We start from the raw sequence: 19156 nt of genomic DNA on the forward strand, positions 1-19156 counted from the left end.
CGGCTAGTTCCGGGTGACCGGGAGCGCCATCATCTGGTCGCCGTCGCGGCTGCGGCTGTAGTGCACGGCCTTGCCCTCGCGGGCGCGAACGAGCAGGCCGGCACCGAGCAGCGCGGCGAGGTGGTAGGACACCGTCGACTTGCTGAGCCGGTGCCGCCGGCTGAGCTCGGTCGTGGAGCGCGGCACGTCCAGGTCACGCAGGATCGCGGCCCGGTGCGCGCCGAAGAGCTGGACCGGGCCCTGCACCTGGGCCGGCGGGGCGGGGGTCGCCCGCAGCGCGTACTGCACGAACGAGTTGGCGGGGTCACCCAGCTGGATGTTCAGTCCCGGCCGGCCGAGCAGCGACGGCACCAGCGGCAGGCCGGTGGCCGACAGGTCCCACGTCTCGCGGAACGCCACCCGCAGGTCGATCGCCGCGCCCGACCAGTGGATCTTCGGGTGGAGTGTGTTGACGGCGTGCCCGATGCCGTGCCGGGCCATGAGCCGCGCGCGCATCGCGACCTCGGCGTCGATGGCGGCGCGGACGGTGGAGATCTGCTCCGCGAGGACGGTGTCGTAGAAGTGGCGCAGCGCCCGGGCCGCTCGCCCGGCGAACGTGCCCTGCTGCACCGCGTCGCGCACCTCCCGCGGCAGGTTGCCGGGCAGCATCCGGACGGCGTCGGCGGCCGGCGTCGCACGCACCTGCTCGAGCTGCTGCCGCCAGGCGGCGTCCCAGTCCTGCTCCGGCGGGCTCGGCATCAGCAGGTCCGGGACGTAGTGGCGGTAGGTGCGCAGTACCGCGCCGACCAGGGCGACATCGCGGTCCCGCAGCGCGAAGCGGGCCGCTGCGCCCGGGTCGCCGAACTCCCGGTGCCGCTCGCCGCACGCGGCCAGGCGCAGCCACTCCAGGGTCTCCGCGACCGGCGACGGCGTCAGCCGCACGTATGCGAGGCCCGGACCACCGACCGACACCGAGATCACCGTCGAACTCTACCGACTCGCGCCACGCCTGGCACCGTTCGACGAGGTTCGAACGGATTGCGGGCCGCCGCCGCGGCGTAGTGCACTGCGTACGGCGCTTCGCCGGGTTCAACGGGGGACCCGGCGACGCACCCTCGCCGGCCGTTCGGTGACCGGCTTGACGCACTGACAATGGGTGCGTTACGGTCGGTGCATTACCGACAAAAGATTTTTTCGGCTGTGCTAAGGTGGGTTAGCCGGCGCGCCACCGGGACCGAGCACCGCTTCCACGGCGCCGACGGGCCGCGGCGGCCCGGCGCCCTCCCCGAGGTGGTCGGCCTGCTGGTCCTGCTCGTGGTGTTCACGCGCCTGCACGCGGCCGCCGGCACTGACGCCGCCGCCGCGACCTCGAACGCCGTGGCGCTGCAGTCGATCGAACGCGGCCTGCACCTCGACGTCGAGCGCGGCGCCAACCACTGGCTCGACGGCCACCTGCTCCTGAGCCATGTCGCCGTGTACTTCTACCGCCTGTACTACGTGGCGATCGCGGGCGTCCTGCTGTGGGTGTACCTCCGCCACGCCGCCGTGTACCGGCACGTGCGCCGCACGATGGTCGCGATGCTGCTGCTCATCCTGCCGGTCTACTGGGCGGTGCCGATGTCCCCGCCGCGCTTCGCCCTGCCGGGCGTCGTGGACGTCGTCGCCCTGTACGACCTCTTCGGCGACGCCTCCACCGACACCACGAACGGGCAGAACCACTACTCGGCCATGCCGAGCCTGCACGTCGGCTGGTCGCTGTGGTGCGCGTACGCCGCCTGGACCGCGCTGCGCCCGGCCCGCCCGCGCGTGGCCCTGTTGCCGTGGCTCTTCCCGCTGATCATGGCCGCCACCGTCCTCACCACCGGCAACCACTACATCCTCGACATCGCCGGCAGCGTCGTCCTGCTGCTCGCCGCCGTCGCCGCCGCGCTGCTCTGGCGCCGCCTGGCGTCGTCCCGCGGTGGCCGCCCGGCCGCGCCGGACGGCGGTGCTCCCCCGGCCGCGCCGGGCGGTGGCGTTCGCCCGGCCGCGCCGGGCGGTGGCGTTCGCCCGGTCACGCCGGACGGTGGCGCACCGGTCGTCGCCGGATCGGGTCCGTCTGCGGGCGCCTCACCCCGGGTCAGGCGGCGGTGGCGCCCGTCGGCGCGGAGTCTGCCGGGGCGCCGGGGGTGGGGCGGCGGGTGAGGACCTGGGGGCCGGAGGGCGTGACGGCGACGGTGTGCTCGGAGTGGGCGGTGCGGGAGCCGTCGGCGGAGCGGATGGTCCAGCCGTCCTTGTCGTACTTGATCTTGTCGGTGGAGCGGCAGAACCAGGGCTCGATCGCGATGGTGAGGCCGGGCTCGAGCTTGATGCCGCGGCGGGCGCGGCCGACGTTGGCGACGTGCGGGGCCTCGTGCATGGTGCGGCCGATGCCGTGGCCGCCGAACTCGCCGTTGACGCTGTACCCGTAGGAGTGGGCGACCTCGGCGATCGCGGCGGAGATGTCGCCGAGCCGGCCGCCGGGCTGGGCGGCGTTGATGCCCGCCTCCAGGGCGACCTCGGTGGCCTCGATGAGCTTCAGGTCGGCGGGGTCGGGGGTGCCGACGACGAAGGACAGCGCGGAGTCGGCGACCCAGCCGCCGATGCCGACGGCCATGTCGATGCTGAGCAGGTCGCCGTCGCGCAGCACGTAGTCGTGCGGCAGGCCGTGCAGGACGGCGTCGTTGACCGACAGGCACAGCACGTTGCGGAACGGGCCGCTACCGAACGACGGGGCGTAGTCCCAGTAGCAGGACTCGGCGCCGCGCTCCTTGATCCGGCGGCGGGCGTGGTGCTCGACGTCCATCAGGTTCACGCCGACCGCGGCGACGCCGCTCAACTCGGCCAGCAGCTCACCGACGAACTGCCCGGCCACCGCCATCCGGCCGATCTCGTCGGCGGACTTGAGCTCGATCACGACGCCTCTCCCCACTTCCGTGTGCGGTATTTTTATACCACACACGGTCCGGGGCGGTATCCTGCTCGCATGGTTCGCCAACCACTCTCCGTCGAACAGATCGCCGCGGGCCAGCGCCTCGGAGCGGCACTGCGGGCCGCGCGGGCGGGCCGCAGCCTCGTCGAGGTGGCCCTGGCGGCCGGCATCTCCCCCGAGACGCTGCGCAAGATCGAGACGGGCCGTCTCCCGGCGCCGGCGTTCGGCACCGTGGTCTGCCTGAGCCAGGCCCTGGGCGTCCCCCTCAGCGACCTGGCCGACGCCTGGCTCCCCGACACCCCCGTCCGCCAGGCGTCGTAACTTTCACGTCGCCGCTGGCCGTACAGTGGCAGCCGACCCGATTCGTTGACCGCCGTCGATGCGGTGAGCCAGTCTCGGGCCATGCCCGGAACTCGATCGCTGCTTCGGCTGGCGTCCGTCGCCGGCACCGCCATGCTCGCCGGCGCCCTGCTGGTGGCCGTCAACGACGCCAACGGCAGCGTGGCGGTCACCCCCGCCCCGCCCGCGCCCTCAACCTCGGGGACACCCGACACCTCGCCGTTCCCGCCGACCCCGCCCACGAACCTGCGGGCGACGGCCGTCACGTCCACGTCGGTGACGCTGAGCTGGACCGCCTCGAGCCGCGGCTGCTGCGCGGTCACCGGCTACGACATCACGTCCATGCCGGCGTTCAACGACTACGGCCGGGTCATCGCCGTCGGCGACGTCACCACGGCCACCGTCACCACCGACATCCGGCCGGGCCAGCAGTACACCTTCCAGGTCTCGGCCCACGACGGCCTCGGCCACCGCTCCGGCGGCTCGAACACGGTCGTCGTCGTCACGCCGGTCACCGACACCGGCCCGGACACCGTGCCGCCCGCCGCGCCGACCGGCCTGCGGGCCGACCCGACCAGCGGGCCCAGCACCACGCTGACCTGGTCGCCCTCCACGGACAACGTGGCCGTCACCGGCTACAACGTCTACCGCTTCGACGGCGTGTTCATCTCCACGCTGCTGGCCACGGTCCCCGGCACCACGTACACGGCGGCGGTGGTGTCGCCCCGTGACCAGTTCTACGTCCGGGCCCGCGACGCGGCCGGCAACGTCTCGATCGCCTCCAACACGGTCGTCGTCACCGGCGGGACCGGCGGGCCGGGCAGCCCGTCCGCAAGCTCGCCGCCAGCGCTGTCGTGCCGCGCCACATTCACGTACACATCGGTGTGGGCCAACGGGTTCGTCGCCGACGTCACGGTCACCAACACAGGGACGACGCCCATCTACGACTGGGTCATCACCTTCACGTTCCCCGGCGACCAGCGCGTCACCCAGGCCTGGAACGCCACCTCCAGCCAGACCGGCGCCGCGGTCACCCTCACCCACGCGAGCTGGAACCGGGTCATCCCGCCTGGCGGTTCGGTGACCGTGGGCATGTACGGCACCCGGACCGCACCGCCCACCCCGCCGCCGACCGTCTACGTCAACGGCGTGCCCTGCACCGCCTGACTGTCCACTTGCGACTCCCGCACCTCCCACCCGTTTCGCCTGGTAAAGTAGACGGCTCCGACGGGCGGGAGGTGCGGGATGCGAATCGCTTCCGTCCTGCGCACGACCGCGGTCGGCCTGGCGCTGAGCGCGTGCGTCCTGCTGCTCGGGCTCTCCCGGGCCCACGACGCGCTGCCCGGCGACACGTTCCAGTTCGCCCGCGGCACGGTCGCCATCGCCGCGGCCGGTGCCGAGACACCGCACGGCAGGAAGCTGCCCGAGTCGCGGGACCTGCGGTCCGGCGCGCCGCACTGGCTCGCCGTGCTCCCACCCGTCACCGACGCCGACCCCGTCCTGGGGCCGGCGTGCCGCGGCCCGGCCGCCGCCATCGTCCACGCCGGACGGCCGGCGGCGGCGCCGACCTGCCGGGGCCCACCCATCTCCTGAGCGTCCACGTTGTCCGCAGCCGCGACCCTGCCGGGGTCGACGGTCTCGTCGCGTTGACCCTCAGGAGGTCGTCCGTCATGAACCCCACACCACCGATCACGCCGGCACGCCGGCGCCCCCGACCCGGATCCCCACCGCCGCCGGCGCCGCGCATGGCCACCCGGCGGAGCGTCCCGCGCACCACCAGCGCTCCCCTGCCCGGCATCGGCACGCTGCACGTGCTCGCCGCCCGGGACGGGCACCACGTCGGCGTCATCCGGCACGACGACGACCGGCGGGAGCTCGTCGTGTACGACCCGGCCGACCCGGACACCCGCCTCACCGGGGTCCTGCTCACCGCAGCGGAGGCCCGTACCGTGGCCGAACTGGTCGGCACGACCGGCCCGATGACGCACTGCGCCCGCCTCGACCGGCACACCGACGGCGTCGCGGTGCTGCAGGTCCTCATCGGGGCGGACTCGCCGCGGGTCGGCAGGCCCCTGACCGGCACCGGCGTCGCCGGCACGACCGTCATCGCGGTGGTCCGTGACGAGCACGTCGTGCCGTCCCCCGGGCCGGACCTGCGGTGCCGGGCCGGCGACATCGTCGTCGTCATCGGCCGGCCGGACGCCGCGTTCGAGGTGATCGACTCGGTGACGGCGGCCTGATGTACCGCTTGCTGTATCGCCAACAGGATCGCTGAGTGCCCTACCGCCGGACGCACCCGGGTGGTGCCATCGAGTGCACCGAGCAACCATGCTCGTCGATGTTTCCGGAGGCGGTCTCATGCGTTCGCTGTGCAGGCGGTACATCGTGACGGCGCTCGTCGGCATCGTGGGTGCGGCGGCGTCCGCCGTGCCCGCCGGCGCGGCGCCGTCACCGCTCGTCGTCGACCAGGCCCGCGCCGACGAGCTCGTCTCCCTCGCGGGCGCCGACCAGGCGACCTTCGGCGGGGTGAGCGTCGACGAGGCCGGCAACGTCCTGACCATCCGGTACGCGCCGGGCCGGCTCGCCGCGGCGCGTTCCAAGGTGGGCCCCAGCGCCGCCGGTCAGGGCGGGCGGGGATGGCGGGTCGACCTCGTCCCGGTCAGCCACAGCCTGGCCGAGCTGGACGCGGTGCGCCAACGCGTCGGCCGGTGGCGGCCCGGCGGCGGGTCACTGTCGGAGTGGTACGTCGACGTCACCCACAACCGCGTCGCGGTCGGCGTGACGGAGCTGTCGCCACGGCTGGTGGCCGCCGCGCGGGCGGAGTTCGGCGACCGGGTCGCCCTGCACCAGGCCGCGCGGGCGAACCGGGCGAGCCGGAACGCCGACTGGAAGCCCTGGGCCGCCGGGATCCGGATCACTTCCGGCGGCACGGCCTGCACCGCCGGGTTCTTCGTCGAGGTGCCCGGCACGCCGGCCACCCGCAGGATGGTCACGTCGGGCCACTGCTTCGCCAACGCCGCGGTCGTCTCCAACAACGGTGTCTCGATCGGCACGGTGACAAGCCGGACGCTGACGGACAACGGCAAGGACGTCGAGTACGTCCTCGGGACCTTCACGCCGTGGACCTACAAGGGCCCCTCGACCAGCGACTACGGTGACACCATCCGCGGGACGAAGGCCTCCGTGGTCGGCCAGACGTTCTGCACCAACGGCGCGTTCGGCGGCGAGGTGTGCTCGGGCACGGTCGACGCGACGAACCTCTGCGTGCTGATGACCGACGGCATCACCACGTGCAGCCTCGACCGGCTGGTCAGCGGCGGCGGCGTCATGACCCGGCTGGGCGACAGCGGCGGCAACGTCTTCACCTATGACGCGGCCGGGCTGAAGATCGGCGGGATGATCGTGGCCATGTCGCCGGGCGGCACCACGACGTACTTCCACCCGGCCGCCGCCGTGACGCCGATGGGCTGGCGGGTCTCCGTCGGCTGACGCTCAGCGCGCCGTGGTGAAGTGCCGCTCCAGGCGGTCGAGCAGCGCGGTGCACCGGCGGACGTCGCCGAGGTCCTCACCGAGGGCCTCGGCGAGCTCGCGGGCCCAGACGGCGCGCAGCGTCCGCAGGTTGGCGGCGGCGCGTTCGGTCGGGTGGACGGCGACGCCGCGGCCGGCGGTGGCGCGACGGGCGACCATGCCCTTCTCCTCGAGGCCGCGCAGGGCGGTGCTGACGTTGGTGCGCTGGAGCCCGGCGCGGTCGGCGATCTGGCTGGGCGAGGCGCCCGGGAAGAGGTCCACGACCCGCATCACGTGCCGCTCGGTCTCGGTCATGGGCACGACGTCGGGGCCTTCCGGTGTACGGGCGCGCACCAGCCGGCCGACATTGAGGATCAGCTGCGCCAGGTCGGCGAGATCGGTGTCGTTGCCCACGGTTCACATCCTAGTGGATTATGACATCATAGTTATGTGCTGATAACCCTTGCCGGCGAGGACCTGCGCCGCGGGCGGCGGGCCCGGCTGGCGGTGGTGCTCGGCTCGCTCGCCGCGTTCGGCCCGCTCACCATCGACATGTACCTGCCGGCGATGCCCGGCATGGCGCACGACCTGCACACCAGCGCGCCGCTGGTGCAGCTGACGCTGACCGTCTTCGTGGTCGGGCTCGCCGCCGGCCAGGTGATCGCCGGCCCGCTGTCGGACGCCTGGGGACGCCGCCGGCCGCTCCTGCTGGGCCTGGCCCTGTACGTCTTCGGTTCCCTGTGGTGCGCGTTCGCCCCGGACGTCGGCTGGCTGATCGCCGGCCGGGCCGTGCAGTCCCTCGGCGCCGCGACCGGCGTCGTGCTGTCCCGCGCGATCGTCCGGGACCTCTTCGAGGGCACCGCCATGACCCGTTTCTTCTCCACGCTCATGCTCGTCAACGGCGCCGCCCCGATCCTGGCGCCCGTCGTCGGCGGCCAGCTACTGACGGTCGCGACCTGGCGGGCGGTGTTCCTGGTGCTGGCCGGCTTCGGCACCGTCCTGTCCGTCGCGGTCGTCCTCGCGCTGCCCGAGTCGCTGCCCGCGCAACGCCGCCGGTCCGGCTTCCGCGACACGCTGCGCGCGTTCCGGACCCTCGGCACCGACCGGCACTACCTGCGGCACGTCCTGGCCGCGGCGCTGATGTTCGCGGCGGTGTTCGCCTACATCTCCGGCTCGTCGTTCGTTCTGCAGGAGGTGTACGGGCTGAGCGCCCAGCAGTACAGCCTCGTCTTCGGCGGCAACGGCCTGGGCATCGTGCTCTTCGGCCAGCTCAACGGGCTGCTCGTCGGCCGGGTCGCGCACGAGCGCACGCTGCTGCGCGGCGCCCTCTGCGTCGCCGTCACGGGCGCCGCCGGCGTCGTCGTGGCCGCCGTGGCCCGCCTGCCGCTGCCGGTGCTGCTGGTCTCCCTGTTCGTCGTCGTGTCGATGCTGGGCGTCGTGCTGGCCAACGCCACCTCGCTCGCCCTCGCCGGGCACGGCGCCTCCGCCGGTGCCGCCTCCTCGCTGCAGGGGCTGCTGCAGTTCCTGGTCGCGGGCGTCGCGGCGTCCGCCATGAGCCTGGCCGGCCAGGCTTCCGCCGTACCGATGGCGGCGACGATGCTCGTCTGTGCCGCCGCCGCGCTCGGCGTGCTGACGCTTGCCCGACAGCCGGTATCTGCCCGGTCCGCTCCCCCGTCCTCGCCGTGACCTTGTTCAGCCGATGTACGTGGCGACGAGCGACGCCGCGGTCGGCGTCACGCGTATCTCCGTTGTCCGTAGCCGCGGATGCTCCAGCCAGAACATGCGTGCTTCGTCGAGCTCTCCTGCGTGTCGGGGCGGCCAACTGGTCATGGGAGTGAAGTCGTCGATCACCACCACGGCCCCTCGGCGGAGCCAGTCGGCCGGTTCGAGCGGTGGCTCGTCCGCCTTGCCCTGGCCGCCGCCGTCGAGGACCAGCATGTCGAACGGCGCCTCGTCAACCAGCTCGCGCCAATCACCGCAGCGGACCTTCACCCGCGAGTCATCCGCGAACAGCTGTTGCGCTCGCTGGGCTCGATGCGGTTCTCGTTCGATGCTGAACAGTTGAGCGTCAGGATGCGCCCCGCTGACCATCCACGCCAGGCCGACGCCGTACCCAGTGCCGGTCTCGGCGATGCGTCCGGCGCCGATCCCGGCGGCCAGCAGCTGCAGCAGGCGACCGTGCTCAGGCAGGCACGACGCGGTGAAACCAGCGCCGCGGGCCGCCGCCACCGCGGCGGCGACACGGTCCGGCAGATCAAGCTGAGTCTCGTGCCGCGCGGTTCCGCCGATCGCCATAGCCGAATGATGCCGTATCCCGTCACGATGCCGGCGGGTCCGCCGGCCTGGCTCGCTGCGGATGGATCGTCTCGTGCCGGGCGAGCATCGCTACGAACTCGGCGATCTTCCGGGTGCGCGTCTCGGCCCGCTTGACGGTATTGACCCGGCTGATGAGGGAGAAGCGGTTGGTCTTGGTGAGCACGTCGAACATCGCCTGCGCCGCTGGGTCGGCGGCGATCGCGGCGCGCAGGTCGGCCGGCACCTCCGCTTCCGACGACGGCGCATAGGCGGCTGTCCACCGCCCGTCGGCCTTCGCGGCGTCCACCGCGGCCCGGCCGGCGGGCAGCATCAGACCGGCCGCCTCCAGCCGGGCCACGTTGGCGACATTGCGCTGGGACCAGACGCTGCGGGGCCGGCGCGGGGTGAACCGCCTCCAGGAACTCCCCTCGTCGCGCTTGCGGGCCTGCCCGTCGATCCAGCCGAAGCACAGTGCCTCGTCGACCGCGTGCTGCCAGGTCAGCGTGGTGACGGAGCCGTCCTTCCTGGTCAGCGCAAGCCACACGCCAGGGGAGGCGGTGTGGTGGTCCAGCAGCCACGCGCGCAGCGCAGCGCCGTCAGCCACGATCAACTCGTCCAGTTCGGTTCCTGCCACCACCACAGGCTAGTGGAACGATCATGCTGGGCGGCGCCGCCGAGTCCGCTGGGCTGGACGGACTACACCGTCGGTTGAGCTGCCGTCAGCTCGGCTGACCGGCTCGGGTTCGGGTTCGGTGTGGCGCTGGACGGCGTCGCCGCCCGCTCCACGACGTGGGCAGCCAGGAGGGTTACCAGGGTCAGCAGGGCGAGGAAGGTACGCACCAGGTGCAGTCGCTGCCAGCGGCTGCGGACCTCGGTCCAGTCGGCTGGTGGAGCGTCCGGGTTCCACGTGTCGCCGATGGCGTTGAGTGGCTCCAGCCGGCTCACGGTCAGCCCGATGGTGACCACGATGAGCAGGATCGCCACGACCGCCGCGACGAAGGCCGGCTTCGAACGGCCGTAGCCCAGCACTGCGGTGAGGGTCAGCAGGCCCACACAGGTCAGCAACATCGGTGGCATGGCCCGGCTCATATCGGTGTTCATGGCTTGCCACCAGCGCGTGTAGGCGTCGGCGGGCAGGCGGGTCACGCTCGGCGCGATGACCACGAACAAGACGCCGCCGGCATACAGCGCGACGAGCGCCGTTGCCAGGGCACGCACGACCTCGAACGACCAGGTACGCATGACCGAACTCCACTCGATTGGATTGACTTATATTGAATAGAATCTCTTCCACTGAAAATTCTGGCAACATGGTGTCCGATGACCGACAAGCCCAAACGCCGGTACGAGAGCGAACTCCGTCGCGAGCAGTCCGACGGCACGCGCCAGCGAATTGCCGACGCCGCCCGGGAACTCATGCTCGCCCGCGGTTACGCCGACACCACCATGGGCGACGTGGCTGCCGCAGCCGGGGTTGCGGTCCAGACGCTCTACGCCGCCTGCCCCGGAGGAAAGGCAGGCCTGGCAAAGCTGGTCTACGACACGACCCTGGCCGGCGACGCCGCGCCGGTCGCGATGAGCGAGCGGCCGGCCGTGGCGGCGATCATCGCCGAGCCCGACCCAGCGCGCAAACTGCGGCTCTACGCCAGCATGGTGGCCACCACCGCCGAACGCATCGCCCCGGTGCACGCGGTGCTGCGCGCGGCGGCCGGCGGCCTGGGTTCACTCCTGCAGGAGTCGGAGGCCCAGCGCCGCACCGGGACTCGCGGCCCAGCCGGCATGCTCGCCGCAGCCGGCGCTCTGCGACCCGGCGTCGACGCGGACCGCGCGGCCGACATCATCTTCGCGCTGACGTCGATCGAGGTCTTCGAACGACTGACAACCACCTGCGGCTGGCCCATCGACGACTACGCCGACTGGCTGACCTCCACGCTCACCGACGCGCTGCTGCCACACCAGCCGGTTCGGCACACGCAGCCCGCGGACTGACCCACGCCGGCTAGGCCTCGGCGAGACGCTTGACATGGGCCGCACGCTGCTGCAGCAGCCGTCGCAGGTACGGCGCAAGCAGCACACGGGTCACCAGGAACCCCACCGGCCCCAACGGCGCACTGACCGCCATGCGGTCGGTCATCCGCGTCCGGCCGCCACCGAGGTCATCGAACAGGTGCTCGTGACGAAGGGCTCGGAAGGGCCCGCGGACCTGCTCGTCCGTGAAGCGGCGCGGAGGCTCGTACGCGGTGATCCGGCTGGTCATGCGCCACACGCGGCCGAAGTGGCGCGCCCGGAAGGTGACCTCGTCCCCGAGCTCGACCCGCCGCCGGCCCGTGCTCGTGGTGGCCGTCTCCCCGCTCGCCGCCAGGGAAGCGGCATGGACGTCCATGTCGAGCTCCAGGCCGAAGACCACGTCCGAGGCCGCATCGATCTCGGTCACCACCTCGATCAACGCATGCACCCCGCAAGCGTATGACGACCCACAGGAACGCCCACTCGCCGGCAACCGAATGGCACGAGCTCGAACCCGCCACCGGCTCCAGACTCGCTCCCGCCCTCGACCTGTTCATGAAGACCGTCACCACCGTTGAGATCCGCAACCGCGGCGCTCTCGCTCTCACCTTCGACGGCGGCGAGATCCTCATCGGCGTCGACGCCCGGTTCGAGTCCTGGCACCTGTCCGGCCACGGCGTCGACAACATCCTCGTCGGACCCGGCGGTCACGCCGACTGGCAGCAGCCGGACTGAGCAGATCCCGAAGTGTCACTGCCGTGCTTCAGAGGTCAGTGACACGGCCGTCGTCGGCGAACACCGCTACGGCGTTCAGCAACCTGCGCAGGAAGTCGTCGAGCGTCTCGGCCACCACCGTGACGTCGACGTTGAGGGCGCCCTCGTACACGCCCGCCAGATAGGAGCACTCCCGCAGCCGGAAGACCCTGCCGGTGGCACCGACCGCGACCGCGTAGAGCGTGCCGCCGCCGTCGCTGCCGAAGACGACCACGTCGACCTCGCGCTCGAACGGCCGGCCGATGCGGTCCGGACGCCCGTCGTCGTGGTCCAGCGCGTTGAGGATGTAGTCCGGCTCGAACATGAACAGGCCGTTGGCGATGTCCGGCAAGCAAACCGCGCCGACCAAACCGCACACGCCGACCAGGTCTTCAGGGATCCAGGGCAGGCGCGACCGCAGCGCGGTGAGCTCCACCTCCGGTGCGGGCGGCCCGATCGTGTGCGTGCCTGGCTCGAACGGAAACGTCGACACGATGGCGCGCAGCGCCCGCGTGACGGCCACCTCGATCGACGCCCTCCAACCTGCCAGGCCTTGCTCGTCCAAGCGGCATCCCTCCAGTCCGGCCGCTCCACACGCGGGCATCGTCCGGTGACGCCTACGATCATCACCGTGGCCGAGACCGTGATGCTCATGTTCAGCTACTTCGAGCACGACTGGGACGAGAGTCTTGAGGGTGCTGAGGCGATGGATGCGGAGCTCATGCGGCGCGTCACCGAAGGTGCGTGGATGCCGTACAGCGGCGACGAACCCGACCCGGAGAACATCGCGACGATCGAGGAGCTTGAGGGCCGCGCCCGCGAGGCGGTCGACGAGTGGGACGTGCCCGACGACGTCGTGCGCATCCCGATCGAGAAGTTGCGGGCCGTCATCGACGGCGGGGGCTGGACGTTCGTCGCGGGCGAGTTCTCCGAGTTCGAAGGGCACCACAACGACACCGAGTACGTCGTCAAGCTCACCCGGCAGCCGGCATGACCGAGTCCGTGCTGCTGATGTTCAGCTACTACGAGCACGACTGGGACGAGAGCATCGACAACCCCGAGGCGGCGACCACGGAACTGATGCGGCGCGTCACCGAGGGCGATTGGACACCGTACAGCGGCGACGAACCCGACCCGGACGACATCGCCACGATCGAGGACCTCGAGGCCCGCGCCCGCGAATCGATCGACGCGTGGAACGTCCCAGACGACGCCGTCCGCATCCCCATCGACAAACTGCGGGCCATCATCGCCGACGGAGGCTGGACGTTCGTCGCCGGCGAGTTCACGGAGCTCGTCGGAAACCACCACGACACCGAGTACGTCGTCCAACTCACCCGGTAACCGCCGCGGGGTAGGGTGCGCGGCGTGCTTGGTGGCCTTGACGCAGTTGCCTGGGGCGAGCTGTCTCACGCGTACGGCAGCGCGGGCGACGTGCCGGACCTTCTCCGGCAGGCGGCATCCGAGGACAACGAGGAGGCCATCTCCGAGCTGCACGGCAGCATCTTCCACCAGGGCACGGTGTACCCCGCCACGGCGGCCGCGGTGCCGTTTCTCGCGGAGCTGGCAGCGGTGGCCGCGGTCCGTCGGGCTGACTTCGTCTGGATGCTCGGCATGCTCGCCGACCCCCAGCACGCCTCCGGTGCCGCCTTCCCGCAGGTACGGGCGGCGGTCATCGACCAGTTGGAGCCGCTGACGGGCCTGCTCGACGACGCCGAGCCCGCGGTCCGCGAGGCCGCCGCGTATGCCGCCACCAGGGCCGGCGTCGCCGCCGGAGCGTTGTGGCAACGGTGGGCGGTCGAGGACGACCCGAAGGCGCGGGCGGCCCTGGCACTCGCGTTGGGCGAGGTGGATCCCGGCGCCGCCGAAGCGGCGCTCGGCGAGGCTGCCCTGCGCGGCGGGCCAGCGGTCAGCGCGGCGGCCGCGGTGGCGTTGCTCCGGGCCGGCCTGGATTGGCCGGCGGGCACGGTCCCCACCGTGGTGGCCGCGATCGACGCGGGTGCGACCGTCGCCTGGCCGTGGACCCGCGGAGCGGAATGGTTCGAAGACCTCGCGACCCACGAGGTGGTCCAGCACATGCTGCGGTCCGGCAACCCGCGGACCCGCGAGTCCGGGCTGTGGGCGTTGAGCGCGCGGAGCGACGCCCGGCGGTCGGCGCCCGCGCTGCTCGTGCCGATGGTCGCGGCGCTGCTCGACGATCCGGATCCTGACGTCCGCGATCAGGTGATGCACGTGCTGCGCCGGGCGGGCGCCGCGGCCGGGCGGTTCGCCGATGTGGTGGCCGACGTCGCCGCCCGCTTCCCCGACACGGCCGGGGCGCCGGGATTCACCGTCGAATACCGGGCGGTCGAGACGTTGCACCGGCTCGGTGACCCGCGCTGGGTGGTGCCGGTCTGTGCGGCGGCCGCCCGAGGGCACCGGTTCCGGTTCGCGCCCGGCGCGGTCCGCTGCACGCCGGAGGTCCTGGCCGCGGTGCACGGACGGCTGGTCGCCCGTCCGGCGGACGCCGAGGTGCTGGCCGGGATGGTCGGGCACTGGGGCGCCGGCGCCACCGTGCTCGTGCCGGCGCTGGCCGCCGCCTTGCCGCACGCCGGTCCGCAGGTCGCTCAGGCGCTGCTGCTGTTGGGTCACGACGAGCACGCCGCCGTCCCGTACTGGCGGACTCGAGCGACGGAAGTAGGTGACCTGGACGCGGCGCTGGCGGTCCGGCGGCTGACCGGGGAAACCGACGTCGTTGTCGACGCTCTCCGGGTCGCGCTCACCAGCGGTGCGGGGCCGTCGATGCCGGACCTCCGTGACCTCGGCGATGCCTTGGCCTCCTTGCTGACCGTCGCGGCCCCGTTCCTGACCGGTGTCGCCGCGCCGGTCCACCCACAGCGCGACCAACAAGTCCTGGCAGCCAGGGTGGTGGCGGCGGTGGCCGGTCCGAAGGAGGTGCTGCCGACCGTGGAGGCGGTGCTGGCCGCCGGGGACACGCCCGCGCGTCATGCCGCGGACCTGATCGCCGACTTCGCGCTCGGCTCGCCCGGCTTGGTCGCCCGCTTGGAACCGCTGCTGCGCGACCGCCTTGGTGACCGCTGGAGCAGGCTGTCGGCCGTCCGGGCGCTCGCGAGGCTCGGCGTGCCGACGGCGGAGTTGGCCGAGCCGCTCGGCCGCGGGCTCCTCGACTACGACGGGCGCTCGGCGCTCCCGCTCATCGTGGAACTGCACGCGGTCGAGACGATTCCCGTCCTGGAAGCGCTCCTCGACGGCGACGACCGCTCCGGCGTGGCCAGCTCCGCCGACGACGTCGTCTGGGCCGACGAACTGTTCCAGGAACGCATCAGCGAAGCCCTCGGCAGCCTCAGGCGGGACACGGCCGGGCGGCGTCCTCGATTTCGGTGATCTCTGCCCCGGTAGTGCCGCTCCGGGCCGCCGCACCCCACCGGTGACGCGGCCGCTACGGCTTGGGGGTTGTGGGGGGTTTGGCGCAGTCGTCGCCGATGTCGAGGGTGTGGTCGGGGCGCAGGATGGCGTCGGCGGGTTCGGATTCGCTCGGGTGCGGGGTGGCGGGTGCCGGTTTACCCGGGGCGAGCAGGCCCTTGTCGGCGCCGGCGCAGTCCATCCATGCGACGTAGGAGTCGGTGTCGGCGATCCACATGCCGCGGTCGTTCTTGCGGACCTGGTCGGGCTTCGGAAACTCCCAGCGGATGCTGTCGTGCACGGCGGCGATCGGGGTTGGCTGGCGCACGTCGAACGCGTAGACCCAGACGAAGTTCGTGGTGATGCGCAGGGTCTGGACGCCGTCGACCTTGGCGGAGTCGAAGGTGACGCGGCCGCTGACCCGGGGCTGCTCGTCGGGGTCGAGTTTCGTGGACGGGTCGATCCAGGTCACCGCGTTGATGCGGGTGGCGCCGGTGAGCCACTTCGTGGTCCCGGTGCGGGCGTTCGGTGCCAGCAGCGCGAGGAACGCGGAGTTGTCGTGGCCGACGAGCATCTTCTGGTCCAGGCGGCCGGCCACCAGCGCCTGGTGCACCAGTTGCAGGTCCGCGCTCACCTCGGCCTGGCTGAAGCCGGTGACGGCGGTCGCCGGCGGCATGGTGATCCCGGCGTCGCCCTTGGGGTACGTCGCGGCCGCGGTGCCGTCGAACGGGCCGGTCGGGGCGGCGCTCGCCGAGGTGGTCACGGAGATGCCGCTGGGCACCGGTTGGGTCGGGTAGGCGGCCGGACCGGTGTCGCCGCCGCCCGGATCGGACGTGAACGCCGCTCTCACATACGGGAAGGCGGCGGCCAGGAGCACCGCCGCGGCGACGGCGCCGGCGATCCAGAGGGTCGTCTTGGTGACCTCGGACCAACCGAAGGACCATCGGAACAGGCGCGCCACGCGGCCCCAGCGGTGGGCCCGCTTCGCCCGTCGTTCGACGTCCTTGGCCCAGTCGTCAAGCCCGTGGAACGGGTCGTCGTCGTGGTCGTTCATTGTGCTCTCATCCGCCCGGGCTTGATCATCTGGCGGCACAGTATGCACGACGGGCCGGACCCTGGACAGCCGTCCCGCGGCGACGGCACAGCCACTATCTGGGACGGCGTGATCGGCACCGGGGCGCCACGAGCGCCTGCCAGAACGCCAGGTCGTGCGCCGTCGCTTCCACCAGGTGGGAGGTGTGCGGGCATGGTGTGGGAAATTTGGCTCCGGTACCCACTGTGAGAAACCTGGGCTGCACCGCTAAGGTGCACCGACAGGCCGGGCCAACGCTGTCCCACCGTATTCCGATGCACCCACAGGCAACGGTGGAGGTCAGGCATGCCCGATCCGATGGGCTTCATGAAGTACCGGCGTCAGCTGCCGCTGCTGCGTCCTGTGACCGAGCGGGTCGCGGACTGGCGCGACGTCTACCAGCGCGCGGACTCGCAGCTCATCCACGAGCAGGCCGCCCGGTGCATGAACTGCGGTGTCCCGTACTGCCACAACGGCTGCCCCCTGGGCAACCTGATCCCGGACTGGAACGACCTGGTCCGCACCGGTGACTGGGAGCGCGCGGCCGACGTGCTGCACGCGACCAACAACTTCCCCGAGTTCACCGGGCGGCTGTGCCCGGCGCCGTGCGAGGCCGCCTGCGTCCTCGGTATCGGTGACGACCCGGTCACGATCAAGCAGGTCGAGGTCGAGATCATCAACCGCGCCACCGACGGCGGGCCGCTCAAGCCGTTCCCGGTGGCGGCGCCGTCGGGGCGCAGCGTGGCCGTGGTCGGGTCCGGCCCGGCCGGCCTCGCCGCCGCGCAGCAGCTGGCCCGCGCCGGTCACGCGACCACGGTGTACGAGCGCAGCGACGCCATCGGCGGCCTGCTGCGCTACGGCATCCCGGACTTCAAGTTCGAGAAGCACCACATCGACCAGCGGGTCGCCCAGCTCGAGGCGGAGGGCGTGACGTTCGTCACCAGCTGCCACGTCGGCGAGGACGTGTCGCTCGCGGACCTGCGCAAGCAGCACGACGCCGTCGTCCTGGCCTGCGGCGCGCTCGACGCCCGTGACGTGCCGGACACCCCCGGCCGCGAGCTGAGCGGCATCCACCAGGCGATGGAGTACCTGGAGGGCGCCAACCGGGTCGTCGCCGGCTCGCTGGACGCCCCGCCGATCAGCGCCGAAGGGCGTCACGTCATCGTCGTCGGCGGCGGTGACACCGCGGCGGACTGCCTCGGCACCGCGCACCGCCAGGGCGCGGCCAGCGTCCAGCTCGTCGAGGTCGCCCCGCTGCCCCCGCCGCAGCGCGACTCGGCCCGCAACCCGTGGCCGACCTGGCCGATCATGCTGCGCAGCGGCTCGGCCCACGAGGAGGGCGGCGAGCGCAACTTCGGCTGCGCGATCCGCCGCTTCATCGGCACCGAGGACGGCAAGCTCCGGGCGGTCGAGCTGGTCGACGTCCTGCTCGGTCCGGGCTTCACCCTCACCGAGGTCGAGGGCACCATCCGCGAGATCCCCGCGGACCTGGCCCTGCTGGCGATCGGCTTCGGCGGCACGCAGGACGGCGCCCACCTCGAGCAGGTCGAGCTGACCCGCAACCGGCGCGGCACGATCGACACCGACGCCGCGTGGCAGACCGACGCGCCGGGCATCTTCGTCGCCGGCGACGCCCGCCGCGGGCCGTCGCTGATCGTGTGGGCGATCGCCGAGGGCCGCTCCGCGGCGGCGGCGGTCCACGAGTACCTCGGCACCGGCGGCGCCCTGCCGTCGCCGATCACCCCGTCCTCGATGCCGCTCGCCGCGCACTGAGCGCACCCGGCGACACCGTGCAGGGCGGAGCGGCATCACCGCTCCGCCCTCCCCCTTTGCGCACCGGGTCCGGCCGGCGCCGTCAGTCGTCGATGGCGAACATCCCGGCGGGGATGCCCGGGGCCTCGTACTGGCGCCAGATCCGGCGGAAGCCGGGCACCTCGAGGTAGCGCCGCACCGCGGCGAGGCCACTGAGCCAGCCGGACCAGCCCGGGTAGGGCGGGTTCTCCACGTCGAACCCGCTCTGCACGAACGTGAGCCGGGTCCGGCCGCCCGAGCCCTCCAGCTCCCAGGTGGAGGTGAGCCCGTCGGGGAACCGCAGCGACGCCCGGCGCCCCGGCTCGAACTCGACGAACCTGACGCCGCCCGACGGGTCCAGGTCGAAGCCGCCCATCGCGAACCGGCCGTCCACCCTCGGCTCGATGTCGACGCGGACACCGGACCACCTGGTGTAGCGGTCCGACTGGGTGAGCGCGTCGAACACCGCCTGCGGCGTGGCGTCGATGACCACCGAGCCCTGCAGCTGCAGTGAGGTGTAGTCGCACTTCGGGGTCAGCTCGCGCCCCGCCAGGTGGTCGTGCAGGTTCTCCAGGGCGAGCGTCCAGAACGTCTGCAGCTCACCGCGCGGCCCCGCCATGTCCGACAGGACCTCCGCGAAGGTCGGCAGGTCCGTCTGCGTCAGGGTGAGCAGCGTGCTCTCCGTGCCGTCGGCGCCGGCTTCGTGCTCGGTCAGGGTGATCTCGACCGTGGTCTCGACACCGCCGACGGTCCAGGCCAGCCGCAGGCCGCGCTCGTCGGCGGACAGCACCCGCTGCCGCGGCTCGGCACCGTCGGGCGTGTGGCGGCCCCAGAACTGGAACCGGTCGGGCAGCGTCACCTCGGCGTGCTCGGCCAGCCACACCCGCAGCGCGGCCGCGTCGGTCAGCGCGGCGTGGACCACCTTCAGCGCGGCCGGCATGACCGCGCTCAGCCGCAGATCACTGTGCTCTGTCAGCTCTGTCATTGGGATCTCCTTCGGTACTGCCTACTGGAGCCGCCGAGTTGGGCGAGGTCACTCATGCGAAAGCGAGTCTTTACGT

At 72.3% G+C, this 19156-nt stretch carries 23 protein-coding genes; 13 read left to right on the forward strand and 10 right to left on the reverse strand.

The window, feature by feature from the left end; all coding sequences use genetic code 11:
* Positions 1-3: 3 nt before the first annotated feature.
* A complete protein-coding gene (locus ABZ321_RS43965) occupies positions 4-960 on the reverse strand; it encodes a helix-turn-helix domain-containing protein (protein ID WP_354901788.1) in 957 nt (318 codons plus the stop codon).
* Between the two features lie 219 nt (positions 961-1179).
* Here ABZ321_RS43965 and ABZ321_RS43970 point away from each other — a divergent pair, with 219 nt between their 5' ends.
* The gene (locus tag ABZ321_RS43970) at positions 1180-2163 is read left to right on the forward strand and encodes a phosphatase PAP2 family protein (RefSeq protein WP_354901790.1); all 984 of its coding nucleotides are present in this window, start codon (positions 1180-1182) and stop codon (positions 2161-2163) included.
* Here ABZ321_RS43970 and map read toward each other — a convergent pair.
* Positions 2099-2914 (reverse strand): type I methionyl aminopeptidase, encoded by an 816-nt coding sequence (map, locus tag ABZ321_RS43975; RefSeq protein ID WP_344507403.1) that lies wholly within the window; start codon positions 2912-2914, stop codon positions 2099-2101. The two genes, ABZ321_RS43970 and map, sit on opposite strands and share 65 nt — an antisense overlap.
* 69 nt (positions 2915-2983) lie before the next feature.
* Here map and ABZ321_RS43980 point away from each other — a divergent pair, with 69 nt between their 5' ends.
* The 5 genes from ABZ321_RS43980 (at position 2984) to ABZ321_RS44000 (ending at position 6757) form a co-directional block, all read left to right on the forward strand.
* Complete coding sequence (locus tag ABZ321_RS43980) at positions 2984-3250, forward strand: helix-turn-helix transcriptional regulator (RefSeq protein ID WP_344507401.1); 267 nt, start codon at positions 2984-2986, stop codon at positions 3248-3250.
* An 81-nt stretch (positions 3251-3331) separates the two neighbouring features.
* The gene (locus ABZ321_RS43985; RefSeq protein ID WP_354901793.1) at positions 3332-4435 is read left to right on the forward strand and encodes a cellulose binding domain-containing protein; all 1104 of its coding nucleotides are present in this window, start codon (positions 3332-3334) and stop codon (positions 4433-4435) included.
* Positions 4436-4513: 78 nt separating this feature from the next.
* Entirely contained in the window at positions 4514-4861 is a 348-nt protein-coding gene (locus ABZ321_RS43990) for a hypothetical protein (RefSeq protein WP_354901794.1), read from the forward strand.
* Between the two features lie 152 nt (positions 4862-5013).
* A complete protein-coding gene (locus ABZ321_RS43995) occupies positions 5014-5508 on the forward strand; it encodes a TrkA C-terminal domain-containing protein (RefSeq protein WP_354901796.1) in 495 nt (164 codons plus the stop codon).
* Between the two features lie 118 nt (positions 5509-5626).
* Positions 5627-6757 carry an alpha-lytic protease prodomain-containing protein gene (locus ABZ321_RS44000; RefSeq protein ID WP_354901798.1) on the forward strand — a complete coding sequence of 377 codons (1131 nt, stop codon included), beginning with the start codon at positions 5627-5629 and terminating at the stop codon, positions 6755-6757.
* A gap of 3 nt (positions 6758-6760) precedes the next feature.
* Here ABZ321_RS44000 and ABZ321_RS44005 read toward each other — a convergent pair whose 3' ends face one another.
* A complete protein-coding gene (locus ABZ321_RS44005; RefSeq protein WP_344507391.1) occupies positions 6761-7189 on the reverse strand; it encodes a MarR family transcriptional regulator in 429 nt (142 codons plus the stop codon).
* Between the two features lie 36 nt (positions 7190-7225).
* Between ABZ321_RS44005 and ABZ321_RS44010 the strand changes: the two genes are divergently transcribed.
* Entirely contained in the window at positions 7226-8461 is a 1236-nt protein-coding gene (locus ABZ321_RS44010; RefSeq protein WP_354901800.1) for a multidrug effflux MFS transporter, read from the forward strand.
* Between the two features lie 6 nt (positions 8462-8467).
* Here ABZ321_RS44010 and ABZ321_RS44015 read toward each other — a convergent pair whose 3' ends face one another.
* The 3 genes from ABZ321_RS44015 to ABZ321_RS44025 form a co-directional block, all read right to left on the reverse strand.
* Entirely contained in the window at positions 8468-9070 is a 603-nt protein-coding gene (locus tag ABZ321_RS44015) for a class I SAM-dependent methyltransferase (protein ID WP_354901802.1), read from the reverse strand.
* 22 nt (positions 9071-9092) lie between these two features.
* Positions 9093-9704 carry a YdeI/OmpD-associated family protein gene (locus ABZ321_RS44020; protein WP_344507385.1) on the reverse strand — a complete coding sequence of 204 codons (612 nt, stop codon included), beginning with the start codon at positions 9702-9704 and terminating at the stop codon, positions 9093-9095.
* Positions 9705-9766: 62 nt separating this feature from the next.
* Positions 9767-10312 (reverse strand): DUF1772 domain-containing protein, encoded by a 546-nt coding sequence (locus tag ABZ321_RS44025; protein ID WP_354901804.1) that lies wholly within the window; start codon positions 10310-10312, stop codon positions 9767-9769.
* Positions 10313-10390: 78 nt separating this feature from the next.
* Here ABZ321_RS44025 and ABZ321_RS44030 point away from each other — a divergent pair, with 78 nt between their 5' ends.
* Positions 10391-11059 carry a TetR family transcriptional regulator gene (locus ABZ321_RS44030; protein ID WP_344507381.1) on the forward strand — a complete coding sequence of 223 codons (669 nt, stop codon included), beginning with the start codon at positions 10391-10393 and terminating at the stop codon, positions 11057-11059.
* 10 nt (positions 11060-11069) lie between these two features.
* Here the strand turns inward: ABZ321_RS44030 and ABZ321_RS44035 are convergent, their stop codons facing one another.
* The gene (locus ABZ321_RS44035; protein WP_354901806.1) at positions 11070-11525 is read right to left on the reverse strand and encodes an SRPBCC family protein; all 456 of its coding nucleotides are present in this window, start codon (positions 11523-11525) and stop codon (positions 11070-11072) included.
* A gap of 11 nt (positions 11526-11536) precedes the next feature.
* Here ABZ321_RS44035 and ABZ321_RS44040 point away from each other — a divergent pair, with 11 nt between their 5' ends.
* Positions 11537-11812 (forward strand): DUF6188 family protein, encoded by a 276-nt coding sequence (locus ABZ321_RS44040; protein ID WP_354901808.1) that lies wholly within the window; start codon positions 11537-11539, stop codon positions 11810-11812.
* 28 nt (positions 11813-11840) lie between these two features.
* Here the strand turns inward: ABZ321_RS44040 and ABZ321_RS44045 are convergent, their stop codons facing one another.
* Positions 11841-12395, reverse strand: coding sequence for a hypothetical protein (locus tag ABZ321_RS44045; RefSeq protein ID WP_354901810.1), 555 nt, complete (start codon positions 12393-12395; stop codon positions 11841-11843).
* A 66-nt stretch (positions 12396-12461) separates the two neighbouring features.
* On the opposite strand from ABZ321_RS44045, the gene ABZ321_RS44050 reads away from it, so the two are divergent.
* The 3 genes from ABZ321_RS44050 (at position 12462) to ABZ321_RS44060 (ending at position 15214) form a co-directional block, all read left to right on the forward strand.
* Entirely contained in the window at positions 12462-12824 is a 363-nt protein-coding gene (locus ABZ321_RS44050; protein ID WP_354901812.1) for a hypothetical protein, read from the forward strand.
* The gene (locus ABZ321_RS44055) at positions 12821-13174 is read left to right on the forward strand and encodes a hypothetical protein (RefSeq protein ID WP_354901814.1); all 354 of its coding nucleotides are present in this window, start codon (positions 12821-12823) and stop codon (positions 13172-13174) included. The genes ABZ321_RS44050 and ABZ321_RS44055 overlap by 4 nt, the downstream gene beginning before the upstream one ends.
* A gap of 90 nt (positions 13175-13264) precedes the next feature.
* Positions 13265-15214 (forward strand): hypothetical protein, encoded by a 1950-nt coding sequence (locus tag ABZ321_RS44060; protein WP_354901815.1) that lies wholly within the window; start codon positions 13265-13267, stop codon positions 15212-15214.
* Between the two features lie 55 nt (positions 15215-15269).
* Here the strand turns inward: ABZ321_RS44060 and ABZ321_RS44065 are convergent, their stop codons facing one another.
* A complete protein-coding gene (locus ABZ321_RS44065; protein WP_354901817.1) occupies positions 15270-16286 on the reverse strand; it encodes a hypothetical protein in 1017 nt (338 codons plus the stop codon).
* A 324-nt stretch (positions 16287-16610) separates the two neighbouring features.
* Here ABZ321_RS44065 and ABZ321_RS44070 point away from each other — a divergent pair, with 324 nt between their 5' ends.
* The gene (locus ABZ321_RS44070) at positions 16611-18077 is read left to right on the forward strand and encodes a glutamate synthase subunit beta (RefSeq protein WP_354901819.1); all 1467 of its coding nucleotides are present in this window, start codon (positions 16611-16613) and stop codon (positions 18075-18077) included.
* 82 nt (positions 18078-18159) lie between these two features.
* Here the strand turns inward: ABZ321_RS44070 and ABZ321_RS44075 are convergent, their stop codons facing one another.
* Positions 18160-19080: an SRPBCC domain-containing protein gene (locus ABZ321_RS44075; protein WP_354901821.1), complete on the reverse strand. Its 921-nt coding sequence runs from the start codon at positions 19078-19080 to the stop codon at positions 18160-18162.
* Positions 19081-19156: the final 76 nt, after the last annotated feature.

Source organism: Dactylosporangium sp. NPDC006015 (assembly GCF_040614215.1).
GTDB lineage: Bacteria > Actinomycetota > Actinomycetes > Mycobacteriales > Micromonosporaceae > Dactylosporangium > Dactylosporangium maewongense.